Origin of the sequence: Pseudomonas canadensis (assembly GCF_000503215.1) — a bacterium.
Classification (GTDB): Bacteria; Pseudomonadota; Gammaproteobacteria; order Pseudomonadales; family Pseudomonadaceae; genus Aquipseudomonas; species Aquipseudomonas canadensis.
In genome coordinates this window covers 266,243-285,946 of sequence record NZ_AYTD01000013.1, presented here as the reverse complement: position 1 = coordinate 285,946, position 19,704 = coordinate 266,243, and the positions used below count along the sequence as shown (strand labels likewise).

General features: G+C 62.8%; 25 protein-coding genes. 22 read left to right on the top strand and 3 right to left on the bottom strand.

What is annotated here, in order from left to right; genetic code table 11:
• Positions 1–3 precede the first annotated feature (3 nt).
• Complete coding sequence (locus U367_RS0110230; protein ID WP_028616843.1) at positions 4–1,620, bottom strand: NADP-dependent glyceraldehyde-3-phosphate dehydrogenase; 1,617 nt, start codon at positions 1,618–1,620, stop codon at positions 4–6.
• Positions 1,621–1,758: 138 nt separating this feature from the next.
• Here U367_RS0110230 and U367_RS0110225 point away from each other — a divergent pair, with 138 nt between their 5' ends.
• A complete protein-coding gene (locus U367_RS0110225; protein WP_028616842.1) occupies positions 1,759–2,622 on the top strand; it encodes a Dyp-type peroxidase in 864 nt (287 codons plus the stop codon).
• Between the two features lie 87 nt (positions 2,623–2,709).
• Here the strand turns inward: U367_RS0110225 and U367_RS0110220 are convergent, their stop codons facing one another.
• Positions 2,710–3,171 (bottom strand): winged helix-turn-helix domain-containing protein, encoded by a 462-nt coding sequence (locus tag U367_RS0110220; protein WP_028616841.1) that lies wholly within the window; start codon positions 3,169–3,171, stop codon positions 2,710–2,712.
• Between the two features lie 601 nt (positions 3,172–3,772).
• Between U367_RS0110220 and U367_RS1000000132060 the strand changes: the two genes are divergently transcribed.
• The 7 genes from U367_RS1000000132060 to U367_RS0110180 all read left to right on the top strand — a co-directional run bounded on the left by U367_RS1000000132060 (position 3,773) and on the right by U367_RS0110180 (position 9,426).
• On the top strand, positions 3,773–3,934 hold the full coding sequence (locus tag U367_RS1000000132060; RefSeq protein WP_016969018.1) for a hypothetical protein: 162 nt from the start codon (positions 3,773–3,775) through the stop codon (positions 3,932–3,934).
• Between the two features lie 85 nt (positions 3,935–4,019).
• Positions 4,020–4,907 carry a SctD/MshK family protein gene (locus U367_RS0110205; RefSeq protein ID WP_028616840.1) on the top strand — a complete coding sequence of 296 codons (888 nt, stop codon included), beginning with the start codon at positions 4,020–4,022 and terminating at the stop codon, positions 4,905–4,907.
• A 26-nt stretch (positions 4,908–4,933) separates the two neighbouring features.
• The gene (locus U367_RS0110200; RefSeq protein ID WP_028616839.1) at positions 4,934–5,290 is read left to right on the top strand and encodes a hypothetical protein; all 357 of its coding nucleotides are present in this window, start codon (positions 4,934–4,936) and stop codon (positions 5,288–5,290) included.
• Entirely contained in the window at positions 5,290–5,625 is a 336-nt protein-coding gene (locus tag U367_RS0110195; protein ID WP_028616838.1) for a tetratricopeptide repeat protein, read from the top strand. Before U367_RS0110200 ends, U367_RS0110195 begins: the two co-directional genes overlap by 1 nt.
• A complete protein-coding gene (gene sctV, locus U367_RS0110190) occupies positions 5,622–7,754 on the top strand; it encodes a type III secretion system export apparatus subunit SctV (protein ID WP_028616837.1) in 2,133 nt (710 codons plus the stop codon). The genes U367_RS0110195 and sctV overlap by 4 nt, the downstream gene beginning before the upstream one ends.
• Positions 7,751–9,031 (top strand): type II and III secretion system protein family protein, encoded by a 1,281-nt coding sequence (locus U367_RS0110185; protein ID WP_028616836.1) that lies wholly within the window; start codon positions 7,751–7,753, stop codon positions 9,029–9,031. Before sctV ends, U367_RS0110185 begins: the two co-directional genes overlap by 4 nt.
• A 14-nt stretch (positions 9,032–9,045) precedes the next feature.
• On the top strand, positions 9,046–9,426 hold the full coding sequence (locus tag U367_RS0110180; protein WP_028616835.1) for a hypothetical protein: 381 nt from the start codon (positions 9,046–9,048) through the stop codon (positions 9,424–9,426).
• A gap of 71 nt (positions 9,427–9,497) precedes the next feature.
• On the opposite strand, the gene U367_RS0110175 is transcribed toward U367_RS0110180, so the two are convergent.
• Positions 9,498–10,262, bottom strand: coding sequence for a tetratricopeptide repeat protein (locus U367_RS0110175; RefSeq protein ID WP_028616834.1), 765 nt, complete (start codon positions 10,260–10,262; stop codon positions 9,498–9,500).
• 48 nt (positions 10,263–10,310) lie between these two features.
• Between U367_RS0110175 and U367_RS0110170 the strand changes: the two genes are divergently transcribed.
• From U367_RS0110170 to U367_RS01000000130045, 14 genes are all read left to right on the top strand, one after another.
• Positions 10,311–10,874, top strand: coding sequence for a hypothetical protein (locus tag U367_RS0110170; RefSeq protein WP_028616833.1), 564 nt, complete (start codon positions 10,311–10,313; stop codon positions 10,872–10,874).
• Positions 10,875–10,886: 12 nt separating this feature from the next.
• Positions 10,887–11,120, top strand: coding sequence for a hypothetical protein (locus tag U367_RS0110165; RefSeq protein ID WP_028616832.1), 234 nt, complete (start codon positions 10,887–10,889; stop codon positions 11,118–11,120).
• A 9-nt stretch (positions 11,121–11,129) separates the two neighbouring features.
• Positions 11,130–11,564, top strand: a complete 435-nt coding sequence (locus U367_RS0110160; protein WP_016969163.1) for a hypothetical protein — start codon at positions 11,130–11,132, stop codon at positions 11,562–11,564.
• A gap of 4 nt (positions 11,565–11,568) precedes the next feature.
• Positions 11,569–12,351, top strand: a complete 783-nt coding sequence (gene sctJ, locus U367_RS0110155; protein ID WP_028616831.1) for a type III secretion system inner membrane ring lipoprotein SctJ — start codon at positions 11,569–11,571, stop codon at positions 12,349–12,351.
• On the top strand, positions 12,348–12,962 hold the full coding sequence (locus U367_RS0110150) for a hypothetical protein (protein ID WP_028616830.1): 615 nt from the start codon (positions 12,348–12,350) through the stop codon (positions 12,960–12,962). The genes sctJ and U367_RS0110150 overlap by 4 nt, the downstream gene beginning before the upstream one ends.
• Positions 12,959–13,543, top strand: coding sequence for a FliH/SctL family protein (locus U367_RS0110145; RefSeq protein WP_028616829.1), 585 nt, complete (start codon positions 12,959–12,961; stop codon positions 13,541–13,543). The genes U367_RS0110150 and U367_RS0110145 overlap by 4 nt, the downstream gene beginning before the upstream one ends.
• Entirely contained in the window at positions 13,540–14,862 is a 1,323-nt protein-coding gene (locus tag U367_RS0110140; protein WP_032864183.1) for a FliI/YscN family ATPase, read from the top strand. The genes U367_RS0110145 and U367_RS0110140 overlap by 4 nt, the downstream gene beginning before the upstream one ends.
• A 16-nt stretch (positions 14,863–14,878) precedes the next feature.
• Complete coding sequence (locus U367_RS0110135; RefSeq protein ID WP_028616827.1) at positions 14,879–15,325, top strand: hypothetical protein; 447 nt, start codon at positions 14,879–14,881, stop codon at positions 15,323–15,325.
• Complete coding sequence (sctQ, locus tag U367_RS0110130) at positions 15,322–16,323, top strand: type III secretion system cytoplasmic ring protein SctQ (RefSeq protein WP_028616826.1); 1,002 nt, start codon at positions 15,322–15,324, stop codon at positions 16,321–16,323. The genes U367_RS0110135 and sctQ overlap by 4 nt, the downstream gene beginning before the upstream one ends.
• Entirely contained in the window at positions 16,320–16,973 is a 654-nt protein-coding gene (sctR, locus tag U367_RS0110125) for a type III secretion system export apparatus subunit SctR (protein WP_016978391.1), read from the top strand. The genes sctQ and sctR overlap by 4 nt, the downstream gene beginning before the upstream one ends.
• A gap of 10 nt (positions 16,974–16,983) precedes the next feature.
• Complete coding sequence (locus tag U367_RS0110120) at positions 16,984–17,253, top strand: EscS/YscS/HrcS family type III secretion system export apparatus protein (protein ID WP_016978390.1); 270 nt, start codon at positions 16,984–16,986, stop codon at positions 17,251–17,253.
• A 6-nt stretch (positions 17,254–17,259) separates the two neighbouring features.
• Positions 17,260–18,072 (top strand): type III secretion system export apparatus subunit SctT, encoded by an 813-nt coding sequence (sctT, locus tag U367_RS0110115; RefSeq protein ID WP_016978389.1) that lies wholly within the window; start codon positions 17,260–17,262, stop codon positions 18,070–18,072.
• Between the two features lie 3 nt (positions 18,073–18,075).
• A complete protein-coding gene (locus tag U367_RS0110110) occupies positions 18,076–19,122 on the top strand; it encodes an EscU/YscU/HrcU family type III secretion system export apparatus switch protein (protein WP_028616825.1) in 1,047 nt (348 codons plus the stop codon).
• 150 nt (positions 19,123–19,272) lie between these two features.
• Positions 19,273–19,686, top strand: coding sequence for an ester cyclase (locus U367_RS01000000130045; RefSeq protein WP_032864182.1), 414 nt, complete (start codon positions 19,273–19,275; stop codon positions 19,684–19,686).
• Positions 19,687–19,704 lie beyond the last annotated feature (18 nt).

The window sequence follows — 19,704 nt, the reverse complement described above, 5'->3', positions numbered from 1 at the left end:
CCTCTAGAAAATGTAATCGGTGGTCAGGAAGCTTGAATCACGGTTGCGCAATATGTCGCTGACCAGCGCCTTGTTGCTTTCCTGGAACTTGGTCGCCACCAGCGTGCGGATCGAAAACACGCGCAATGCGTCATGCACCGACAGCGTGCCCTCGGCCGAGTTCTTGCGCCCGTTGAACGGGAACGTGTCCGGGCCGCGCTGGCACTGGGCGTTGATATTGATCCGGCCGACCTGATTGGCGAAGGTGTCCACCAGGCGCCCGACTTGCACGGCGTTGGTGCCGAAAATGCTCAACTGTTGGCCGAAATCGGAATCGAGCACGTAGTCGATCACGGTCTCCAGGTCGCGGTAAGGCACGATCGGCACCACCGGGCCGAACTGCTCCTCGTGGTACACACGCATCTGCGGGTTCACCGGGTACAGCACCGCCGGATAGAAGAACGATCCACGGCTTTCAGCGCCATGCTCATTCACTACCTTGGCACCGTGCTGCGCGGCATCCGCCACCAGGCCGTTGAGGTAATCCACCTTGCCCGCTTCGGGCAATGGCGTCAGCGCCACGCCGTCTTCCCACGGCATGCCGGGTTTGAGCGTGGCCAGCTTCTGGTTGAATTTCTCGATGAAGCGGTCGACCACGTCTTCGTGCACGAAGAGGATTTTCAACGCGGTGCAGCGCTGGCCATTGAACGACAAGGAACCGGTGACCGCTTCGCTGACGGCATTATCCAGGTCGACTTCGGGCAGCACGATGCCAGGATTTTTCGCGTCCAGGCCCAGCGCGGCACGTAGGCGATGCGGCTTGGGATGCAGTTTCTTCAAGTCACTGGCGGCTTTATTGGTGCCGATAAACGCAAAGATATCGATCTTGCCGCTGGCCATCAGCGCGCTGACGGTTTCGCGGCCGCTGCCGTAGATCACATTGATCACCCCGGCCGGGAAGCTGTCGCGGAACGCTTCCAGCAAAGGGCGGATCAGCAGTACGCCTAGCTTGGCCGGCTTGAACACCACGGTGTTGCCCATGATCAACGCTGGGATCAGCGTGGTGAAGGTTTCGTTCAGCGGGTAGTTATAGGGGCCCATGCACAACGCTACGCCCAGTGGCACGCGACGGATCTGGCCGAGCGTGTCCTGTTCCAGCTCGAAGCGGCTGGAGCGGCGGTCGAGTTCCTTGAGGGCATTGATGGTGTCGGTGATGTAGTCGCAGGTGCGGTCGAATTCTTTCTGCGAGTCCTTGAGGTTCTTGCCGATCTCCCACATCAGCAACTTGACCACCGCGTCGCGCTGTTCACGCATGCGCCGCAGAAAGGCTTCGACGTGCTGGATACGTTCGGCCACGCGCATCGTCGGCCATTCACCCTGACCACGGTCATAGGCACGCACGGCGGCATCCAGAGCGGTGAGGGCGGTGTCGGCGTCCAGCAGCGGTGTGCTGCCGATATGCACACGTTCGTCGCCAAACTGCACCGGGCTTTGCACCTTGGCCAACGGGCCGTTCCACACCTGCAACTGGCCGTCGACCAGGTAATCACGCTGTTCAATGGGCGCCCCTAGCTGGAATTGCTCGGGAATCTCGGTGGCGGAGGTGGGAAACAGCTGGGTGAGCAGGTTACTGGTGGTCATGTCGCTACCCCTGGAATAGTTGCAAAACATGACTAGAGAGTCACCCAACAACAGGCTCTATGGCAAGGCTTGCGCGCTTTCTTGTACGCAGCGCTGTGGCTGAAGGTTAAACTGCGCGGCTTTTCAGAAGGAGTTCACATGAGTCAGTACCAGCCGGGCATTCTTGCCGCACCGGTGCCATTGCAGGCACGCCATCTGTTTTTTGCCGTGGATTCGCTGGCCGCCGTGCCCGCTGCGTTGGATGCGCTGGTGCAGTTGACCGATTCGGCGGCGGTGGTCGGTTTTGGCGAGCCGCTGGTAACTGCATTGGGCGCCCGGATTGAAGGCCTGCGCACATTCCCCACGGTCAGCGGGCCGGGCGCGCACAACCCGACAACCCAACAGGCGTTGTGGGTGTGGCTGCACGGCGTGGATCGCGGTGAATTGCTGTTGCGCAGCCGCGCCTTCGAAAGGGCCCTGGCCCCGGCGTTTCGCCTGGTGCAGATGACCGAAGGCTTCCGCTACAAGACCGGCTTCGACCTCACTGACTACGAAGACGGCACCGAAAACCCCCACGATGACGCGGCGGTTGAAGCGGCCCTGACCGACAGCGGCGCCAGCTTTGCCGCGATCCAGCAATGGCAGCACGACCTCGATGGCTTCGCGGCCTTGCCTGCGCAAGAACGCGACCACATCATCGGCCGCCGCCATGGCGACAACGAAGAACTCGACGACGCCCCCGAGTCCGCTCACACCAAGCGTACCGCCCAGGAAAGCTTCACCCCGGAAGCCTTCGTGGTGCGCCGGTCCATGCCTTGGGCCGAGAACGGCCAGGCCGGGTTGATGTTCCTTGCGTTCGGCCACTCCTTCGATGCATTCGAAGCGCAACTGCGCCGCATGAGTGGGCTGGAAGATGGGATTGTCGATGGCCTGTACCGCATCAGCACACCGTTGACCGGTGGTTACTACTGGTGCCCGCCGATCAAGGATGGGTACCTGGACCTGAGTTCGATCACGCCGTAAATCGAAACTGTAGAAGCCGGCTTGTTGTGGCGAGGGAGCCGACTTCTACAGGGTGGTGGGTTTTTTAGATTACGCGGCAGGCGGCCATCAACTGTTTTGCATACCCATCTGCGCAAACAGCGGCATCATCCCGGCACCACTGCAGTGGCGACACCCATACACACCTAGCACCACCGGTTCTTTCACAGCCGGTTTCGGTGCCCGCTCGACCCAGGTCGGTGCGACAAAGCGATAACCCAGCCCCGGCACCGTGGCGATGTACAACGCATCGTCTTCACCCAGGGTACGGCGCAGGGTTTTGATCTGCGTGCGCAGGTTGCATTCCTCCACCACCAGTTTCGGCCAGGCGATGTCGAGCAGTTCGGTTTTTTTCATTAATTCGCCGGGTCGCGAGGCGAGGGCAATCAGCAGTGTCAGGGCGCGGCTGCCGAGGTTCACCGGTCGTCCGTGCTTGAGCAGTTGATGGCGCTTGGGGAGCAGTCGATAAGGGCCGAAGTGAATCTCAGCGCAACCGTCGTTTTCGAGGAGCGTTGTGGGTAAATAATTCATGTCGGTCATAGATCACCTGGAAGTTTTATATATAGCCAGCCTGTGAACAAGTCCTTTGGTTATTAGTGCAGTTGCACTAACAGGCACGGCGGAAAGTTAGTCACCCAGCAATAAGGCTGCTGGGGAAGGGCTATCAAACGCGATGATTAAGTCGCTGTTGTTACAAATTGAAATATCTGGGAAGTTGGGCAAAAGGCTATTAGCGAGAAATGTGAAGTGGTCGCGAAAATAAATGCCAAGCCTTGCTGCGCAGGGCATCTACATCGCGGTTTATTGTTCCAGTCCGATCTCCTTCCAGTTGCCAAGTCCACGTAAATCGGGGGCTGCAGCGTGTCTTGGATTTTTTCTTAAAGTTCCGTGGCTCAAAATGGATGAGTTTTTCTCAATGCCAGGTTGAGCCAAACCTTTCACACCGTCTCTGCTAAACGTTTCACAAGCTTTCACAGCGAAGGCGTTTTGATCGTGAGTAGTATGGAACCCATGCAAACCGACGGCAGTTCGAAGGCTCACTGTCTGACGTTTTGGGCATTCACCGGTTTGCATACTTTCAGCTTGCTGTTGCGCAACTGAATAACTTCCCTATCGATGCAAGGAGATGAACATGGCTGATGTCCCACCAGTAAAAGCAGGCGGCGCCGACGACGCTATCGCGAAGATGGAAGCGACCTTCAACATGGCTATCGAGAAGTCGGCCAAGATCACCGAGATCAGCACCGCGAAAAAAGCGGAACTCGACGCCACCAAACAGCGTCCGCAGAACTGATTCGCCAAACGGGCGGCGCCGGCGCTGCCCGTTTACCCTCTGATGCTTGACCCCGTTGCACATGCTCAAGGGGGCAAACCCAACCATGACAGCCTTGATTTCCTTGGGTCCGGTCGCCGCTACTGGCGCACCGACCTTGACCGTGACCGGTGGTTTGCACCAGGGCAGTTCCCTGGTGCTCGACCAGCCGGTCTACACCCTCGGCGCCGACCTGGCGGCCGATCTGGTCCTCAGCGATCCCGGCATTGCCGGTCTGCACCTGCGCCTGCGGTTTGAAGGCGACCAGGTAGCGGTCGAAGCGCTGGGCGGTGACGTGCTGCTCGCCGGCAATGTGCGCATTCCCCACGGCAGCGGCCATCGCGCGCGACTGCCGCTGCAACTGCGGATCGGCACGGCGGCTGTGAGCCTGGCAGGGCCTGGCGGTGCTGCAAAACCATCGGACGCCCCACGCAAAATTACCCCCTGGATTGCCGCGACCGTCCTGCTGTTTATCTGTGCAGGCGCGCTGGCGTTTCGTAGCGAAGCACCACTGTTGCCCGCAACGGTCGAGGCCGACGAGGTAGCGCCGCTGAAAATGCCGTCCCGCGAGCAAGCCAGGGCCTGGCTGGAACAGCAGCTACAAGCCGCCCACTTGGACACCGTGAAGGTCAGTGACAGCAACGACCAGCTCAGTGCCACCGGCACCTTTGAACAGTCGCAAAAGCCGCAGTGGCTGGCATTGCAGCAGGCTTTCGATCAGCGCTACGGCCAGCAGATCGTGCTCAGCCCGCGTGTGACAGCCCGCGCCGATGCCGCCGCGCCGCGTGTGCGCTTCCAGGCCGTGTGGTTCGGCACCCACCCCTACGTGATCAACGACAGCGGCAAGCGCCTGTACCCCGGCGCAGCCCTGGCGGACAACTGGGTGCTGGAACGCATCGAAAACAACCAAGTGATCCTCGCCCGTGGCGAGGAGCGCTTCACCTTCACGCTGTGACCATGCTTTTAAGCTAAGGCTCTGGGATGAAAGTCGAACCCCGCCCGTTGATTCCCAGTGATGTGCGCAGTGCGCCGGTCGAAGCGGTTCGCCCGGTCAACTCGCGCCAGGCCACCGCCTTCGAGGCGGTGCTCAAGACCCGCAAGACCCAGACCCGCCGCTCCCTGCGCAGTGACCTCGAAGCGCTCACCGCCGCCGCCGGCGTCGACTCGTTGCTGTTCGGCGGCGCTCGCTCCCTGGAGCTGCTGGAGCATGTGATGGAACACATCCTGCCCGGCCTGGACGCCGAGCCACACATCAAGGAACTGGCCGTCGAGCTGATTGGCGAAGAGATCGAGATGCGCCGCAACCTCGAACAGCAACGCTCGGAGGTCCATACCTGATGGCCCGCGATAACGAAGACGCCGTGCAACTGCTCAAAGGCATTGGTGAACTGTACCGGCGCAATGGCCAGTCCCAGCGCGCCCTGGTGATGCTGCTGATTGCCGTCAGCGTCGCGCCCCACGACGGTGTGTTGCTGCGCTCGCTGGTGCTGGCCTTCACCGACAGCGGTGACGCCGCCCGTGCCCTGAGTGCCCTGGACCGCCTGGTGGCGCTGGAAGGCGAATCTGCCAGTCTGTTGCTGCTGCGCGCCCGCGCCTTGTGGTACGGCGAGCGCAAGGACGAAGCGCGTCAATGCTTCAAACGCTACCTGGCTGCACGCAGGGGCGGCGCATGAGTGCACTCAACCGCCTGAACAACCTGGCGCGCCTCGCTGCGCAGCGCACCGACGTGATCATCGTCGCGTTCATGCTGATGGCGATCGTGATGATGATCATCCCGCTGCCCACCTACCTGGTGGATGCGCTGATCGGCCTCAATATCGCCCTGAGCATCCTGATCCTGATCGTGGCGTTCTACATCGGCCACTCGGTGGAGTTCTCCGCGCTGCCACCGCTGATCCTGCTCAGCACATTGTTTCGGTTGTCACTGTCGATCACCACCACGCGTTTGATCCTGCTGCACGGTGACGCCGGCCATATAGTCAAGGCCTTCGGTGACTTCGTGATCGCCGGGCAAGTGGTGGTGGGCATGGTGGTGTTCCTGATCATCACCGTGGCGCAGTTCGTAGTGATCACCAAGGGCGCCGAGCGCGTGGCGGAAGTGGCCGCGCGCTTCACCCTGGACGCGATGCCCGGCAAGCAGATGAGCATCGACAACGACCTGCGCAACGGCGACATCGATCAAGCCGAAGCCCGCCGCCGCCGTTCGCGCCTGGAGCGTGAAAGCCAGATGTTCGGCGCGATGGATGGCGCCATGAAGTTCGTCAAAGGCGATGCCATCGCCGGCCTGGTGATCCTCGCCGTCAACCTGCTCGGCGGCATGCTGATCGGCATGATCGAACGTGACATGCCCTTTGGCGTGGCGGTGCACACCTACTCGTTGCTGACCGTGGGTGACGGCCTGATCGCGCAGATTCCGGCGCTGCTGATTTCCGTGGCAGCGGGCACCGTGGTCACCCGCGTCAACAGTGATGGTGAAGCGGGTGACCTGGGCAGCGAGATCATCAAGCAACTGGGCGCCAGTTACCGGGCGCTGGGCTTGACCGCGTTGATCATGATTGGCGTGAGCTTGCTGCCGGGGTTTCCGACCTGGGTCTTTCTCGGTCTGTCCCTGGTGTTTGGCGGTGCTGCGTTCATGATGTATCGCCGTCATCACCGGCAGCCTGAAGATCAAGTGCTCGTCGAGACGCCGGAACCGGTGGCCGAAGTGCAGGCCGAGCTGGATGACAACCTGCTGCCCGATACCCGTGTGCTGCTGACCATTGGCAGCGGCGTGTCCCAGAGCGCGCCGCGCCAACTGTTACGCCAGCGCGTCGAAGCGCTGTGCCACGATTTGCGTACCGAGCTTGGCGTGGACGTGCCGGTGCCGGGTATCTACATGGAGGCCAAGGCCACGCCGGGCAGTTTCCGCGTGTCGTTGGAAGGCGTGCCGGTGAACGAAGGCGAGTTGCCGATCAACTGCCTGTTGGTGCAGGACGACCCGGTGCATGTGCAGTTGCTGGACATCGCCAGCGTGCAAGCCGACTCGCCACTCAATGGCCGCAACGCCCACTGGATCGAACGCCAGCACGAAGACACGCTGCGCAACGCCGGCATCGGTTTCCTGATGCCCGACGAGGTGCTGCGCGGCGTGCTGGAACGCAGCCTGCGTCGCTATGCCGCCGACTTCCTCGGCATTCAGGAAACCCGCCTGCTGCTGGAGCGCACCGAGGCTACCTACGGTGAACTGGTCAAGGAAGCCTTGCGCCTGGTGCCGTTGCAGCGCGTGGCCGAAACCCTGCGCCTGTTGGTCGGCGAGGGCGTGTCGATTCGCAACCAGCGTGCCTTGCTCGAAGCCATGGTGGAGTGGGGCGCCCGCGAAACCGACGCCGGGCGCTTGGCCGAACACTTGCGTGCCGCGCTGGCGCGGCAGATCAGCCATCAATACGCCGACCGCAACCGGGTGATCGGCGCGCTGGTGTTGGCGCCGGGCCTGGAAGATCAACTGCGTGCCTCATTGCGTCGCCAGGAGCCGCAGCGCGAACTGATCCCCGAAGAAGTCAGCCGTGCCTTGCTCGCCCAACTGCGCGTGGCCTGTGACAACACTCGCGAAGTCAACAGTGCGGTGTTGCTGGTGCACCCGGAACTGCGCCGCAGCCTGCGCCGCCTGGTGCTGCGCGGTGAGCTGGAGCTGGCGGTGCTGTCGTTCCGCGAGTTGGCCACCGAGTACAACCTGCAAGCGCTGGTGACCATCAGCCTCACCGAAATCTCCAACCGCCGCGCGCCTGCCGCGGCTTCCGTCACTTCCCTGGCGTCTGCCTCATGATGCGTTTTTGTGTGCTGTTGCTGAGTGTTTTGTCGTGCGTGAGCCAGGCTCAGGAAATCGCGGCGGGTGCCGGGGGCTCGATTGCCCTGGCCTCCGGTGAAGGGCGCATCCTGCATTTTGTCGCGCCGGTGGATTCGGTGCTGGTGGCCGAGCCGAATGTGGCCGACCTGCAAGTGGTGTCGCCGGGCACGATCTATATCTTCGGCAAGGCACCGGGCAACACCAGCCTGATCGCCCTGGGCAGCGACGGCAAACAACTGGCGAGCCTGACCCTGGCCGTGAGCAGTGGCAGCCAGGCGGTGACCACCCCGATGCAGGCACTGCACCCCGGCAACGGCGCACAGATCAGCGGCGCCGGTAACCGCCTGGTCGCTAAAGGCACCCTGGGTTCGGTGGCGGAAGCGACCGACCTGAATGCCTTGCTCAACCCTCAGGGGCAAGGCTTTCAGAGTGCGATCAACACCACCGAATACGCAGGCTCCGCCCAAGTGAACCTGCGCGTGCGTTTTGCCGAGGTGTCCCGCTCCGAGCTGCTGCACTACGGCGTGAACTGGAACGCCATGTTCAACAACGGCACGTTTTCCTTTGGACTGATCACCGGCGGACCATTGGCCGCCGCCACGGCGGGTGGCTTGGCAGCAGCGGGTGCCGGTTCAGGCAATGTGAATATCGACGGCATGCTCGATGCGTTGCAGGCCAACGGCGTGCTGCAGATTCTGGCTGAACCGAACATCACCGCCATGACCGGCCAGACCGCCAGCTTCCTTGCGGGTGGCGAAGTGGCGATCCCGGTGCCGGTCAACCGTGACCTGGTGGGGATCGAATACAAGTCGTTCGGTGTGTCGCTGTTGTTCAACCCGACCCTGCTGCCCAACGGCCGCATCGCCTTGCAAGTGCGTCCGGAAGTCAGCAGCGTGGTCAGCGGCGGCACCGTGGATTTCGGCAATTTCCATGTGCCGTCCTTCAGCGTGCGCCGCGCCGATACACGGGTGGAAGTCGGCAGTGGGCAGACCTTCGCCATCGCCGGGCTGTTCCAGCGTGAAAGCAGCCAGGACATCGAGAAACTGCCACTGCTGGGCGACCTGCCGATCCTCGGCAACCTGTTCCGCTCCAAGCGCTTCCAGCGCAATGAAACCGAACTGGTGATTCTCATCACGCCGTACCTGGTGGAACCGGTACGCGGTCGCACCCTCGCCACGCCCCTCGACGCGCAACCGGCTACCGCAGCGTCCACCGGACCGCGCAGCGGCGGGGCGTTCGGTTTCTACATGAATTGATCAGGGGGACTGCCATGACTGCTTTACGCGTATTGATGCTGTTGCCCCTGGCGCTGATGGGTTGCCAGACCCACCTGGCGCCGACGTACTACTCGTCCGAGTACCGTGCCGATGGCTTGCCGACCCAATGCCAGCAACCGCCGGCAACGGACACCATTGGACTGGGCGAGGATTTCAAACCAACGCTGGCGTTGGGCTGCGCGAATAACCTGAACCTGATGCAAATGGTCGAGCGCAAGCAAGACCTGATCCAAGGCCGCACGACCGGCCCAGTGATGGCCGCGCCCGTGGGGCGCGCCGCCCAGGTCTACATCGAAGGTTTCGACCGCGAGCAGCTACAGCGACGCAAAGACCAACAAGAAGCCAAGGCCGAAGCGGCAGGGGGTAAGCAATGACCCGTGTTGAACAGGCATTCTGTGGTGAGCGGGCAAGCCCGCTCACCACAACAAACCCACCCATCATAGGCTCAACGCGGGTCAACCAGCCCCAATTCTCGAGCCTGTACCACCGGATCACTGATGGCTTTGATGCGCTTGGCTTCCGTCACCAGCCGTGCACGTTCGGCAGCCGGAATGTCATCCAGCGGCAGTGTGGCCACCCGCTGCTCATACCCGGCCAACACCATCACCAACAACTCATTACGTTGATGCCGGGGCAAGGCGCGTGGCGACTGCGCAACCGGTGCAATGGCATCCAACGCCTGTTGCGCCTGCCCACCCAGCGCGTAAGCCAGGGCCAGGTTGCAGCGGTTGTCGAGGTCGTCGGGCTTGAGGCTCAGGCTCTTGGCGAACGCGGTTTGCGCCGCCGCGGCCTGGCCATTGAGGATTTGCGCCACACCCAGACGGGTGTAGGCCACCGGCAAATGGCTGGTCTCGGCAGCCTGGCCCAGGGCAGTCACCGCCCGTTGCGTCTTGCCCAACTGCAACTGCGCGGTGCCCAGGCCGAGCAGTGCGTCGGCATTGCGCGCATCGAACCCCAAGGCTTGCTGGAAGGCACGCTCGGCGCCCAGCGCATCCTTGGCGTCGAGCCTGGCCTGGCCGAGCTTGAGCCACAACTCGATGCCGGCACCGGGTTGCTGCGCCGCACGCTCGTACAGCGCGGCCGCACTGGCGTAGTCGCCGCGCTTGCTCAGGTCATCGGCCAGTTGCAACGACTTGTCGGAATCGGTCGCGGGTTTGCTGGCGCAGGCGGCCAGCAACAGGGTACTGGCGAGCAGGAAATTCTTGAACATCGTCACAACTCGTCTGGCGAAGGCGGACGCCATGTAAGCATATTTTTGCTGGCTGTCCTATGCCTGTTCGGCAGCCGTTTTGCCACCGCCGCCGAAGAACCTGCGTGGTTCTCCCAGCCCTATGCCTACGTGCTGGTGGACCAGGATGTGCGCAGCGCCTTGGAAGAATTCGGCCACAACCTCGATGTGCCCCTGGTGCTCTCCGACAAGGTGCGTGGCAAAGCCCGTAGCACGATTCGCGGCGCCACCGCCGGTGAGTTCCTGCAGACGCTGTGCAGCACCAACGGCCTCACTTGGTACTTCGACGGCAACCTGCTGTACCTCAACGCCAGCGATGAAATCGCTACCCGGCTGTTCAAGGCCAGCGCCCTGGACCTCGACCAGCTGCAGGCCTACCTCAGCAACCTCGATGTGTTCGGTCAGCAACTGTCGATGCGCAACGGCCCCGAGGGCGATGAAGTGTTCGTGTCCGGACCACCGCCGTACCTGGCGTTGGTGCAGCAGCATGTGGATCACTTGCAACCCAATGTCGTGGCCGCCCCGGTGGCGCGCGAGCACGGGGTGCGGGTGTTCCGTGGCGCGCAAGTCAGTACCGAAACCCCAACCCAGTAAAGGAGCAGCACCATGTCCGTAACGGCCGTAGACAGCAATCTCGCCCCTGGTGGCGCCAGCCCTGAAGCCAAGTTCAATGCCGCGGTGGATAACGCCAAGGCCGCCGACAAACCCAACGAAGCCGATGACCCCGAGTTCACCGATGCGTTGATCACTCAGGCAGTCACCATCGGTGGTCAGTTCATCATCATGCCGAAGATGCAGGAACTGCTGAACGACGCCATGTCCGATGACGACGAAGAGTAGGAAGCCCCTATGACTATCAGTCTCGCCGCCGGCGCCTCGGCGCTGCCGCCGTCTGCCGGCGCGGGGCCCGCCGGGGCCTCGCAGAACCTGTTCGAGCACATGGCCAACACCGCCAAGGGCATGCCCGAAGGCGCCAGCCCGCACCAGATCGGCTCGGGCCTGATGGAGCGCATGAACAGTTTCATCGACCGCACGCGGGCGTTTTCCGAGCGTGCCGACGTGCTCACCAACAATCCGTCGGCGCCGCCACCGGCCTCGGCAGAAATCCGCACCGCCAGCGCGTCGCCTCAAGGTGAACCGGGGAAAAAGGTCGGCGAACAACAGGTCGACCAGATCGTCCACTCCCTGGGCAAGATGTTCGACTACTCCATCGAAACCCAGATGGTGGTGCGCGGTGCGACACAGATTTCCGGTTCCGCCAACACATTGCTCAAGGGCCAATAACGCCATGCCAAGCCCCAACCGCGTCTTGCGCCTGCTGCTGATCGGCCTGCTCGCCAGCCTGTTGCAAGCGTGCAACACCGACCTCTATACCAACCTCAGCGAGCGCGACGCCAACGCCATGGTCGCGGTGCTGCTGCGCGGTGGCATCCCGGCGGAACGCAAGGCCCAGGACAACGGCCAGCTCAAGGTGGTGGTCGATGAGTCGCGCTTTGCCGAAGCCATGACCCTGCTCGACAACGCCGGCCTGCCACAACAGAGCTTTTCCAACATGGGCGAGGTGTTCAAGGGCAATGGCCTGGTGTCGTCGCCGGTGCAGGAGCGGGCGCAGATGATCTATGCGCTGAGCGAAGAACTGTCGCACTCGGTTTCGCAGATCGACGGCATCGTCGCCGCTCGCGTGCACGTGGTGTTGCCGGACAACGACTTGCTCAAACGCGTGATTTCACCGTCTTCGGCGTCGGTGCTGGTGCGTTACGACCCAGGCACCGACATCAATACGCTGATTCCAAAGATCAAGACCCTGGTGGCCAACGGTATTTCCGGGCTGAGCTACGACGGCGTTTCGGTGACCGCGATCAAGGCCGCCGTGGCCATCAGCAACAACCCGGCACAGCCGCGCCTGGCCCGCTTCATGGGCCTGTGGCTGCTGGAAGACAACCTGCCACAGGCGCGGCTGATGTTGGGTGCCTTGTTATTGATCGCCTTCGGCGCTGTCGGGGTGCTGGCCCGTCAGCAATGGGTGCGTCGCCAGTCCCAGGCGCTGTATGTGCTCAAGGAGGGTGAATGAGTCTGTTCGAGCGCTGGCAGGGGCTGATCGCCGAGCCGTTGCAGTTCATACGCGGGCCGAGCCTGGGCGCGTGTTTTGCCGATGAGTTGCCGGACGCCGTGCTGCGGGCGATGCACGGGCAGCCGCGTTTTCGCCAGCGCCTGGAACAACTGCTGGTCCGCCATTATCAATTGGCGCCCATGGACCAACTGGTCACGCCGTTGGCGGCGGACCTGTCGGTATTGCTGCTGTCGCCCGCGCAGTTCGCCCGCTTGCCGAGGCTCTGCGGGGCGATCTGGCATGCTGTGACCCTGAGCCGGGAGATCCGCCGCGAGGTAGTCAATGAGCTGCGCGAGGGCCTGGGTGCTGAAGTCTTTGTCTCAGCCCTGGCCTTGCGCCAACTCGGCGGCGCAGCGGATTTACTGCGCGATCCGAGCGAATTGATCGAGGCCATCGACCGCGACGGCCAAGGCTGTGTCGCCGCCTGGTTGCACGCCCAGCATGCCGACTGGCAGGGCTGGTTGCGTTTGCGCTTTGCCTTCCCCCAGGGCCATAGCGCCCGAGTGCCGCGTGACCTGGAAATCGTCCAGGCCGCCGCCGCGTGCCTGCTGGCCGAGGAGATGATGCCATGAGCGAATTGCCGAGCCGTCCCACTGCACGCATCCTGCGCGCCGACGATGCCGCGTTATGGAGCGACGGGTTTGCCTTCCTGCAAGCGGCCAAGGAGCAGGCCGAACAGGTCAAGGCCGACAGCGAACAATGGCTGAGCAGCGCCCGCGCCGAAGGCTTCGAAAGTGCCCGCCAAGCCGGGGCTGAACAGGTTGCGCAATTGCTGCTGCACACCCAGTCCCAGGTGCAGCACTACTTGAGCAGCCTGGAAGCCTCCCTCGCCGACCTGGCGCTGGGCATCGTGCGTGAAGTGCTGGGCGAACTGGACAACGCCGACCGCTTGGTGCGCAGTACCCGCCAGGCCTTGAGCGCGTTCCGCCAGGACCAGGCGTTGACCTTGTGGGTGGCGCCAGTGGAGGTCGACGCGTTGCGCCAACGCCTCAAGCTGGAAGGGCTGGCCATTGCAGTGGATGCAGACGATCAGTTGCAGTCTGGCCAGGCGCGGCTGAACAGCCCGGCCGGTTCAGTTGAACTGGGCCTCGAGGCCCAGTTGCAAAACCTGCGGCGCAGCCTGTTGCCTTTCGCCGAAGAGGGCGTGGCATGAACCTGGAACAGCTGCTGCCTCGCCTCTGCGGGCGCCTGGCCCAGGCACGCTTGCGCCCTATGCACGGCACGGTGTTGAGCATTCGCGGTGTGTTGCTGCGGGCCAGCGTGGCCGGGGCGAGCATCGGTGAGCTGTGCCAACTGCGTGATCCGGGCAGCGCCCGCAGTCTGAGCGCCGAGGTGATCGGCTTTGACGGTGACGAGGCGATCCTGTCCCCCATCGGCTCCATGGAAGGGCTGTCCACCCGCACTCAAATCACCGCCACCGGCGAAACCCTGGGCGTGGCAGTGGGGGATGCTCAGCTAGGGAGGGTGATCAGCCCTATGGGCGATTTTCTCGACGGTGACGGCCTCCCGCCGACCGTGGCCCTGCAGCATTACCCGCTGCACGCTGAACCCCCGGCACCGTTTTCCCGGCAGTTGATCGTGCGCTCCATGGCGCTGGGCATTCGCTCCATCGACGGCCTGCTGACCCTGGCCCAGGGCCAACGCATGGGTATCTTTGGTGAGCCTGGCGTGGGCAAGTCGTCGTTGCTGGCCAGCATCATTCGCAACAGCGAAGCCGATGTGATCGTGATCGGCCTGATCGGCGAGCGGGGCAGGGAAGTGCGCGAACTGCTCGACGTGCAGCTCGACGCCCAGGCCCGGGCGCGCACCGTGGCGGTGGTTGCCACCTCGGACCGCCCGGCGGCCGAGCGGGTGCGCGCGGCGTTTGTTGCCACCACCCTGGCCGAATACCACCGCGACCAGGGCCGCAACGTGTTGCTGTTGATGGACAGCCTGACCCGCTTCGCCCGTGCCCAGCGCGAGATTGGCCTGGCGGTGGGCGAGCCGCCGACGCGGCGTGGTTATCCGCCGTCGTTTTTCTCGGCCTTGCCGCGGCTGCTGGAACGCGCCGGCCCAGGCCCAACCGGCAGCATCACCGCGTTGTACACCGTGCTCACCGAGGGGGATGCCGCCAGCGATCCGGTGGCCGAGGAAGCCCGTTCGATCCTCGACGGGCACATCGTCCTCAGCGCCGAATTGGCCCAGCGCAACTACTTCCCGGCGGTGGATGTGTTGCGCAGCCGCAGCCGTTTGATGGAGCAGGTCGCCGATGAAGAACACAAGCGCCTGGCGATGCGCATCCGCGAATTGATGGCGCGGTATGGCGAGATTGAAATGCTGATCCGCGTTGGCGAATACTCCCCCGGCAGCGACCCCCTGGCCGACGAAGCGATCAACCGCTACGCCGCCATCGAAGCCTTCCTGCGCCAGAACGCAGGCGAGCCGAGCAACCTGGAACAGACCCTGGCCCATATGCGCCGGGTGTTGGCATGAATAAGGAGCAAACCCAATGAAAACCGAGCAACTGCGCACGCTGCAAACCCTGCGGGTCTTGCGTGAACAACGCGCCGCCAGCCAACTGGCCGCTCAACAACAACGCTGCGAACAAACCCACGGCGTGCTCACCGACGCCAAGGAGCAATTGCGCCTGCACCGTGAGGCCATCGCCGAGGAAGCGCGGCAGGTGTATGCCTCGCTCACCGAAGGCCTGTCGGTGGCCAGTTGGCAGGCGGCCCAGGATCGGTTGCGCGGCCTGTCGGACGACCAGCAGCAACTGGAAAACGACGTGACCCACGTGTCCACCACGCTTGAAAGCCAGGAGCGTGAGCGCGATCTGTTCCGCCAGGAACGGCTGAGCCGTCAGCGTCAGTCCGACGCCTGGCAAAGCCTGCTCAAAGGCCGTGAGAGCGATGAGCGCCGTGTTGGCGAGCTGCGTGACGAAGGCGTCGGCACATGATCGCAGCTCTTGCCGACCCGTTGTCGCCCTGGCTGACCCATTTCGACCCAGCGTTGCTGGCCCTGCATAACGCGTTGCACCGCCGTTACCGTCCTTGGCAAGGCCGTTGCGCCGGGCAGGACCTGCGTGTGAGCTGGGCCACCGAGCCTCAAGCCCTCACTGCACCGCGTGACGTGCTGTTGTCACTCGGCCGTGCACCCGTGCGCCTGCGGTTGTCCGCCGCAACGATGGAACAGTTGTTGCTGCCGCTGGCATTGTCATTCGATGTGCAGGCCTTGCCTGCACTGCCGCGTTCGCTGTTGCTGGAACTGGCGCTGCTCGACCTCATCGAGACCCTGGAACCGTTGCTCGGCCACCCGGTGCAGTTGCTCGACGCGGGCGAAGGCCAAGACCCGTTTGCCGTGCACGTAGCGCTGGAGCTGACTTTCGCCAACCAGCCGCCAATGAGCGCCCAACTGGACCTGAGCGAAAGCGCCGCCGTGCGGGTGGCGCAGCTGCTGGCGCAGTACGCCCAGCCCGAACCCGAGCCGTTGCTGGCCCTGCACCAGACCCTCGCGGTGGTGGCGGGGCGGCAGTGGCTGAGCCTCGGCGAACTGCGCAGCCTGCGCCCCGGCGATGTGCTGATGCTGGAACAAGGCCCTGGCCTGCTGCTCGACCTCGACGGCCGCCTGCAGGCGCGCTGCCAATACCAGGGTGAAGTCCTGCGCCTGCAGGAAGCCTTGAGAGCCCCCTTTGTGGAACCGGAGAACCCCATGACTGATGTTGATGCCGCCGCGACACTGGATGACCTGCCGTTGAAACTGGTGTGCCAGGTCGGCACGCTGGAGCTGACCCTGGCGCAATTGCGCGAGCTCGGCGCGGGCAGCCTGTTGCAGCTCAATACGCCGGGCGTCGACAGCGTCGACCTGATGGTCAACGGCCGCCGCGTCGGCCAGGGCCAACTGGTGAAAATTGGTGACGGCTTGGGCGTGCGTCTGCTGAGTTTCGCCACCTCATGACCGGTTATCAGCCGAACCTGATCGAGATCATCCTGGTCGTTGCGACGATCGGGCTGATCCCGTTGGCGGTGGTGACACTCACCGGTTTCATGAAGATCTCGGTGGTGCTGTTCCTGATCCGCAACGCCCTGGGCGTGCAACAGACCCCGCCGAACCTGGTGTTGTACGGCATTGCGCTGATTCTGTCGGTGTACGTGACCACGCCGTTGATTGGCGACATGTACCGGCAAGTGGAGGGGCGCGACCTCAACATCGAGCATGTGGAGCAACTCAAGGACCTGGGGGACGCCTTGCGTCCGCCGTTGCAGGCGCACCTGAAGCGCTTTGCGAATGAATCCGAGCGCGGCTTTTTCGTGCAGGCCACCGAGACTATCTGGTCGCCGCAAGCCCGTGCCGACCTGCGCGATGATGACCTGGTGGTGTTGATTCCGGCGTTCGTCAGTTCGGAACTGACCCGCGCCTTCGAGATCGGCTTTCTGTTGTACATCCCGTTCCTGGTGGTGGACTTGCTGGTGTCCAACGTGCTGATGGCCATGGGCATGTCGATGGTCTCACCGAACCTGATCTCCATTCCGCTGAAGATCTTTTTATTCGTGTCCCTGAGCGGCTGGTCGCGCTTGATGCACGGTTTGATTCTGAGTTACGGCTGAGGCACGACCCATGGGCCAGGACGTATTCCTGTCATTGATGAAACAGGCACTGATGACCGTGCTGATGCTCTCCGCGCCGGCGTTGGGGGTGGCGATTATCGTGGGCTTGAGCGTGGGCCTGTTTCAGGCGCTGACGCAGATCCAGGACCAGACCCTGCCGCAGGTGGTGAAGTTGGTGGCGGTGCTGCTGACCATCGTGTTTCTGGGCCCGATTCTCGCCGGGCAAGTGGCGGAACTCGGTGGCCAGGTGCTGGACAATTTCCCGATGTGGACGCGCTGACCGCCCATGGATGCCAGCCTGACCGCGCAGTTCCTGGAGGTCGCCTACCCGGTGATCAGTTCCGCCTCGCTCGCCGCCTGCCGCGCCATGGGCGTGGTGGTGATCACCCCGGCGTTCAACCGCCTCGGCCTCACCGGCATGATTCGCGGCTGTGTGGCCGTGGCCATTTCCATCCCGATGTTTTTCCCGGTGTTCGAAGCGCTGACCTCGATGCCCGAACATGGCAGCGTGTTTATCGCCGGGTTGCTGATCAAGGAATTCCTGATCGGCATTTTGATCGGCCTGCTGTTCGGCATTCCGTTCTGGGCCGCTGAAGTGGCGGGGGAATTGATCGACCTGCAGCGCGGCTCGACCATGGCGCAACTGGTGGACCCGTTGTCGTCCGGGGAGTCCAGCGTCATGGCGACGCTGCTCACCGTGATGCTGATCACGCTGTTTTTCATGTCCGGCGGGTTCATCCTGATGGTCGACGGGTATTACCACAGCTATCAACTCTGGCCGGTCACCTCGTTTACCCCGGTCTTCGCCAGCTCGGCTTTGCTGGCGGTGTTGTCGATTCTCGACCAGATCATGCGCGTCGGCGTGCTGATGGTCTCGCCGTTGTTGATCGCGCTTCTGGTGACGGACCTGATGCTCGCCTACCTGTCACGCATGGCGCCGAACCTGCACATCTTCGACTTGTCGTTGCCGGTGAAGAACCTGTTCTTCACGATCCTGATGGTGATCTACATCGGCTTCCTGATCCCCATGATGCTTGATCAACTGGCGGAGTTTCGCGGCACCGTCGAACTGCTCAAGACCCTGGCCGGCATGGAGTAGCCCATGGCCGATACCAGCGAAGAGAAATCCCAGCCGGCCACGGACAAGAAGCTCCAGGACGCGCGCAAGAAAGGCCAGGTCGCCAAGAGCCAGGACTTGGTGTCGGGCATGGTCATCCTGTTCTGCACGCTGTGCATCTCGATCCTCGCACCCCGCGCCAAGGCCCAGGTCACGGCGCTGATCGACCTCACCGCGCAGATCTACATCGAGCCGTTTGCCACGGTATGGCCACGGGTGCTCGACCATGCCGAGCAACTGGTGATCGGCATCACGTTGCCGGTGATGGCGGTGACCACCGGCGTGGTGATCCTGACCAACATCATCACGATGCGCGGTTTTGTGTTCTCCACCGACCCGATCAAGCCCGAGTTCAAGCGCATCAACCCGGCGGAGGGCATGAAGAAGATCTTTGCCCTGCGCAACCTGGTGGAGTTCATCAAGGGCCTGATCAAGGTGCAGGTGCTGGCGATCGCGTTCTACGTGGTCGGCAGGCATGCGTTGCAGGCCTTGATGGAGTCGTCGCGTTGCGGCGCCGAGTGCATGGAGTCGACGTTTTTCCTGGTACTCAAGCCGCTGGTATTCACCGTGCTCTGCGCGTTCATCCTGGTGGGCGGTGTGGACGTGATGATGCAGCGCTGGTTGTTCGGTCGCGACATGAAGATGACCCGCAGCGAAACCAAGCGCGAACGCAAGGACATCGACGGCGACCCGCTGATCAAGAGCGAACGCCGGCGCCAGCGCAATGAAATGCAGGCCTTGGCCACCAAGCTCGGCTTGAGCCGCGCGTCGATGATGATCGGCACCACCGATGGCTGGGTGATTGGCGTGCGTTACGTGCGCGGGGAAACGCCGGTGCCGGTGATCGTGTGCCGGGCCTCGCCAGAAGAGGCGTTGTTGATGTTGCAGGAGGCCTATGACCTGGGCATTCCCCACGCGCCGGACAAGGCACTGGCCGCGGAGATTGCCCGCAAAACCGTGCCCGGCGACCCGGTGCCGGATGCGTCGTTCCAGGCGGTGGCGGATTGGTTGGTGGCCGCGCGGTTGATTTAGGCAGTGGCCGGGCTACGCTTGTTGAACGCTTTTGTTACAGAGGAAGTATCTGCTCGGCAGGAGCTGAGGTTGTATCTGTCAGCGTAATGAACGGTGGGGTCGACGGGAGATTACCGTTGCTCCGCCTCCTGCGCTCAAGGGAGTTTCACCATGACAGATACAAATCGTGAATTGATTCAGAAATGGGCTGACCTCTGGTCTGGCACCTCCAAAGCCGATTTTCTCGGGATTTTTTCAGAGGCTACTGTCTATGAAGACAAGGCCGCGGGGCTAACCATGCGAGGACGGCCCGAGCTGGGTGACTTCTTCGACCTGATCAGAAAGGCCTTGCCCGATTTCAAGGTCATCAGCGACTTGATCAGCCTTGGCGAGCATGGCGGGACGATCCAGTGGCATATGACGGGAACCCATGAGGGTGAGCTGTTCGGCCATGGCGCCTCCCATAAAACGATCAATGTCGATGGTTGCTGCGTGATCAGGATCAAGGACGGTGAGATCGTGAAGAGCACCGACTACTACGACATGAAAACGCTGTACCGGCAGTTGGGCTTTGACAAAAACTGACGGTTTCCCAAAGCCGGG

Excerpts from the sequence above, each read along its gene's own strand:
- U367_RS0110230 (WP_028616843.1), bottom strand. The coding sequence starts at position 1,620 with ATGACCACCAGTAACCTGCTCACCCAGCTGTTTCCCACCTCCGCCACC.
- U367_RS0110225 (WP_028616842.1), top strand. The coding sequence starts at position 1,759 with ATGAGTCAGTACCAGCCGGGCATTCTTGCCGCACCGGTGCCATTGCAG.
- U367_RS0110220 (WP_028616841.1), bottom strand. The coding sequence starts at position 3,171 with ATGAATTATTTACCCACAACGCTCCTCGAAAACGACGGTTGCGCTGAG.
- U367_RS1000000132060 (WP_016969018.1), top strand. The coding sequence starts at position 3,773 with ATGGCTGATGTCCCACCAGTAAAAGCAGGCGGCGCCGACGACGCTATC.
- U367_RS0110205 (WP_028616840.1), top strand. The coding sequence starts at position 4,020 with ATGACAGCCTTGATTTCCTTGGGTCCGGTCGCCGCTACTGGCGCACCG.
- U367_RS0110200 (WP_028616839.1), top strand. The coding sequence starts at position 4,934 with ATGAAAGTCGAACCCCGCCCGTTGATTCCCAGTGATGTGCGCAGTGCG.
- U367_RS0110195 (WP_028616838.1), top strand. The coding sequence starts at position 5,290 with ATGGCCCGCGATAACGAAGACGCCGTGCAACTGCTCAAAGGCATTGGT.
- sctV (WP_028616837.1), top strand. The coding sequence starts at position 5,622 with ATGAGTGCACTCAACCGCCTGAACAACCTGGCGCGCCTCGCTGCGCAG.
- U367_RS0110185 (WP_028616836.1), top strand. The coding sequence starts at position 7,751 with ATGATGCGTTTTTGTGTGCTGTTGCTGAGTGTTTTGTCGTGCGTGAGC.
- U367_RS0110180 (WP_028616835.1), top strand. The coding sequence starts at position 9,046 with ATGACTGCTTTACGCGTATTGATGCTGTTGCCCCTGGCGCTGATGGGT.
- U367_RS0110175 (WP_028616834.1), bottom strand. The coding sequence starts at position 10,262 with ATGTTCAAGAATTTCCTGCTCGCCAGTACCCTGTTGCTGGCCGCCTGC.
- U367_RS0110165 (WP_028616832.1), top strand. The coding sequence starts at position 10,887 with ATGTCCGTAACGGCCGTAGACAGCAATCTCGCCCCTGGTGGCGCCAGC.
- U367_RS0110160 (WP_016969163.1), top strand. The coding sequence starts at position 11,130 with ATGACTATCAGTCTCGCCGCCGGCGCCTCGGCGCTGCCGCCGTCTGCC.
- sctJ (WP_028616831.1), top strand. The coding sequence starts at position 11,569 with ATGCCAAGCCCCAACCGCGTCTTGCGCCTGCTGCTGATCGGCCTGCTC.
- U367_RS0110150 (WP_028616830.1), top strand. The coding sequence starts at position 12,348 with ATGAGTCTGTTCGAGCGCTGGCAGGGGCTGATCGCCGAGCCGTTGCAG.
- U367_RS0110145 (WP_028616829.1), top strand. The coding sequence starts at position 12,959 with ATGAGCGAATTGCCGAGCCGTCCCACTGCACGCATCCTGCGCGCCGAC.
- U367_RS0110140 (WP_032864183.1), top strand. The coding sequence starts at position 13,540 with ATGAACCTGGAACAGCTGCTGCCTCGCCTCTGCGGGCGCCTGGCCCAG.
- U367_RS0110135 (WP_028616827.1), top strand. The coding sequence starts at position 14,879 with ATGAAAACCGAGCAACTGCGCACGCTGCAAACCCTGCGGGTCTTGCGT.
- sctQ (WP_028616826.1), top strand. The coding sequence starts at position 15,322 with ATGATCGCAGCTCTTGCCGACCCGTTGTCGCCCTGGCTGACCCATTTC.
- sctR (WP_016978391.1), top strand. The coding sequence starts at position 16,320 with ATGACCGGTTATCAGCCGAACCTGATCGAGATCATCCTGGTCGTTGCG.
- U367_RS0110120 (WP_016978390.1), top strand. The coding sequence starts at position 16,984 with ATGGGCCAGGACGTATTCCTGTCATTGATGAAACAGGCACTGATGACC.
- sctT (WP_016978389.1), top strand. The coding sequence starts at position 17,260 with ATGGATGCCAGCCTGACCGCGCAGTTCCTGGAGGTCGCCTACCCGGTG.
- U367_RS0110110 (WP_028616825.1), top strand. The coding sequence starts at position 18,076 with ATGGCCGATACCAGCGAAGAGAAATCCCAGCCGGCCACGGACAAGAAG.
- U367_RS01000000130045 (WP_032864182.1), top strand. The coding sequence starts at position 19,273 with ATGACAGATACAAATCGTGAATTGATTCAGAAATGGGCTGACCTCTGG.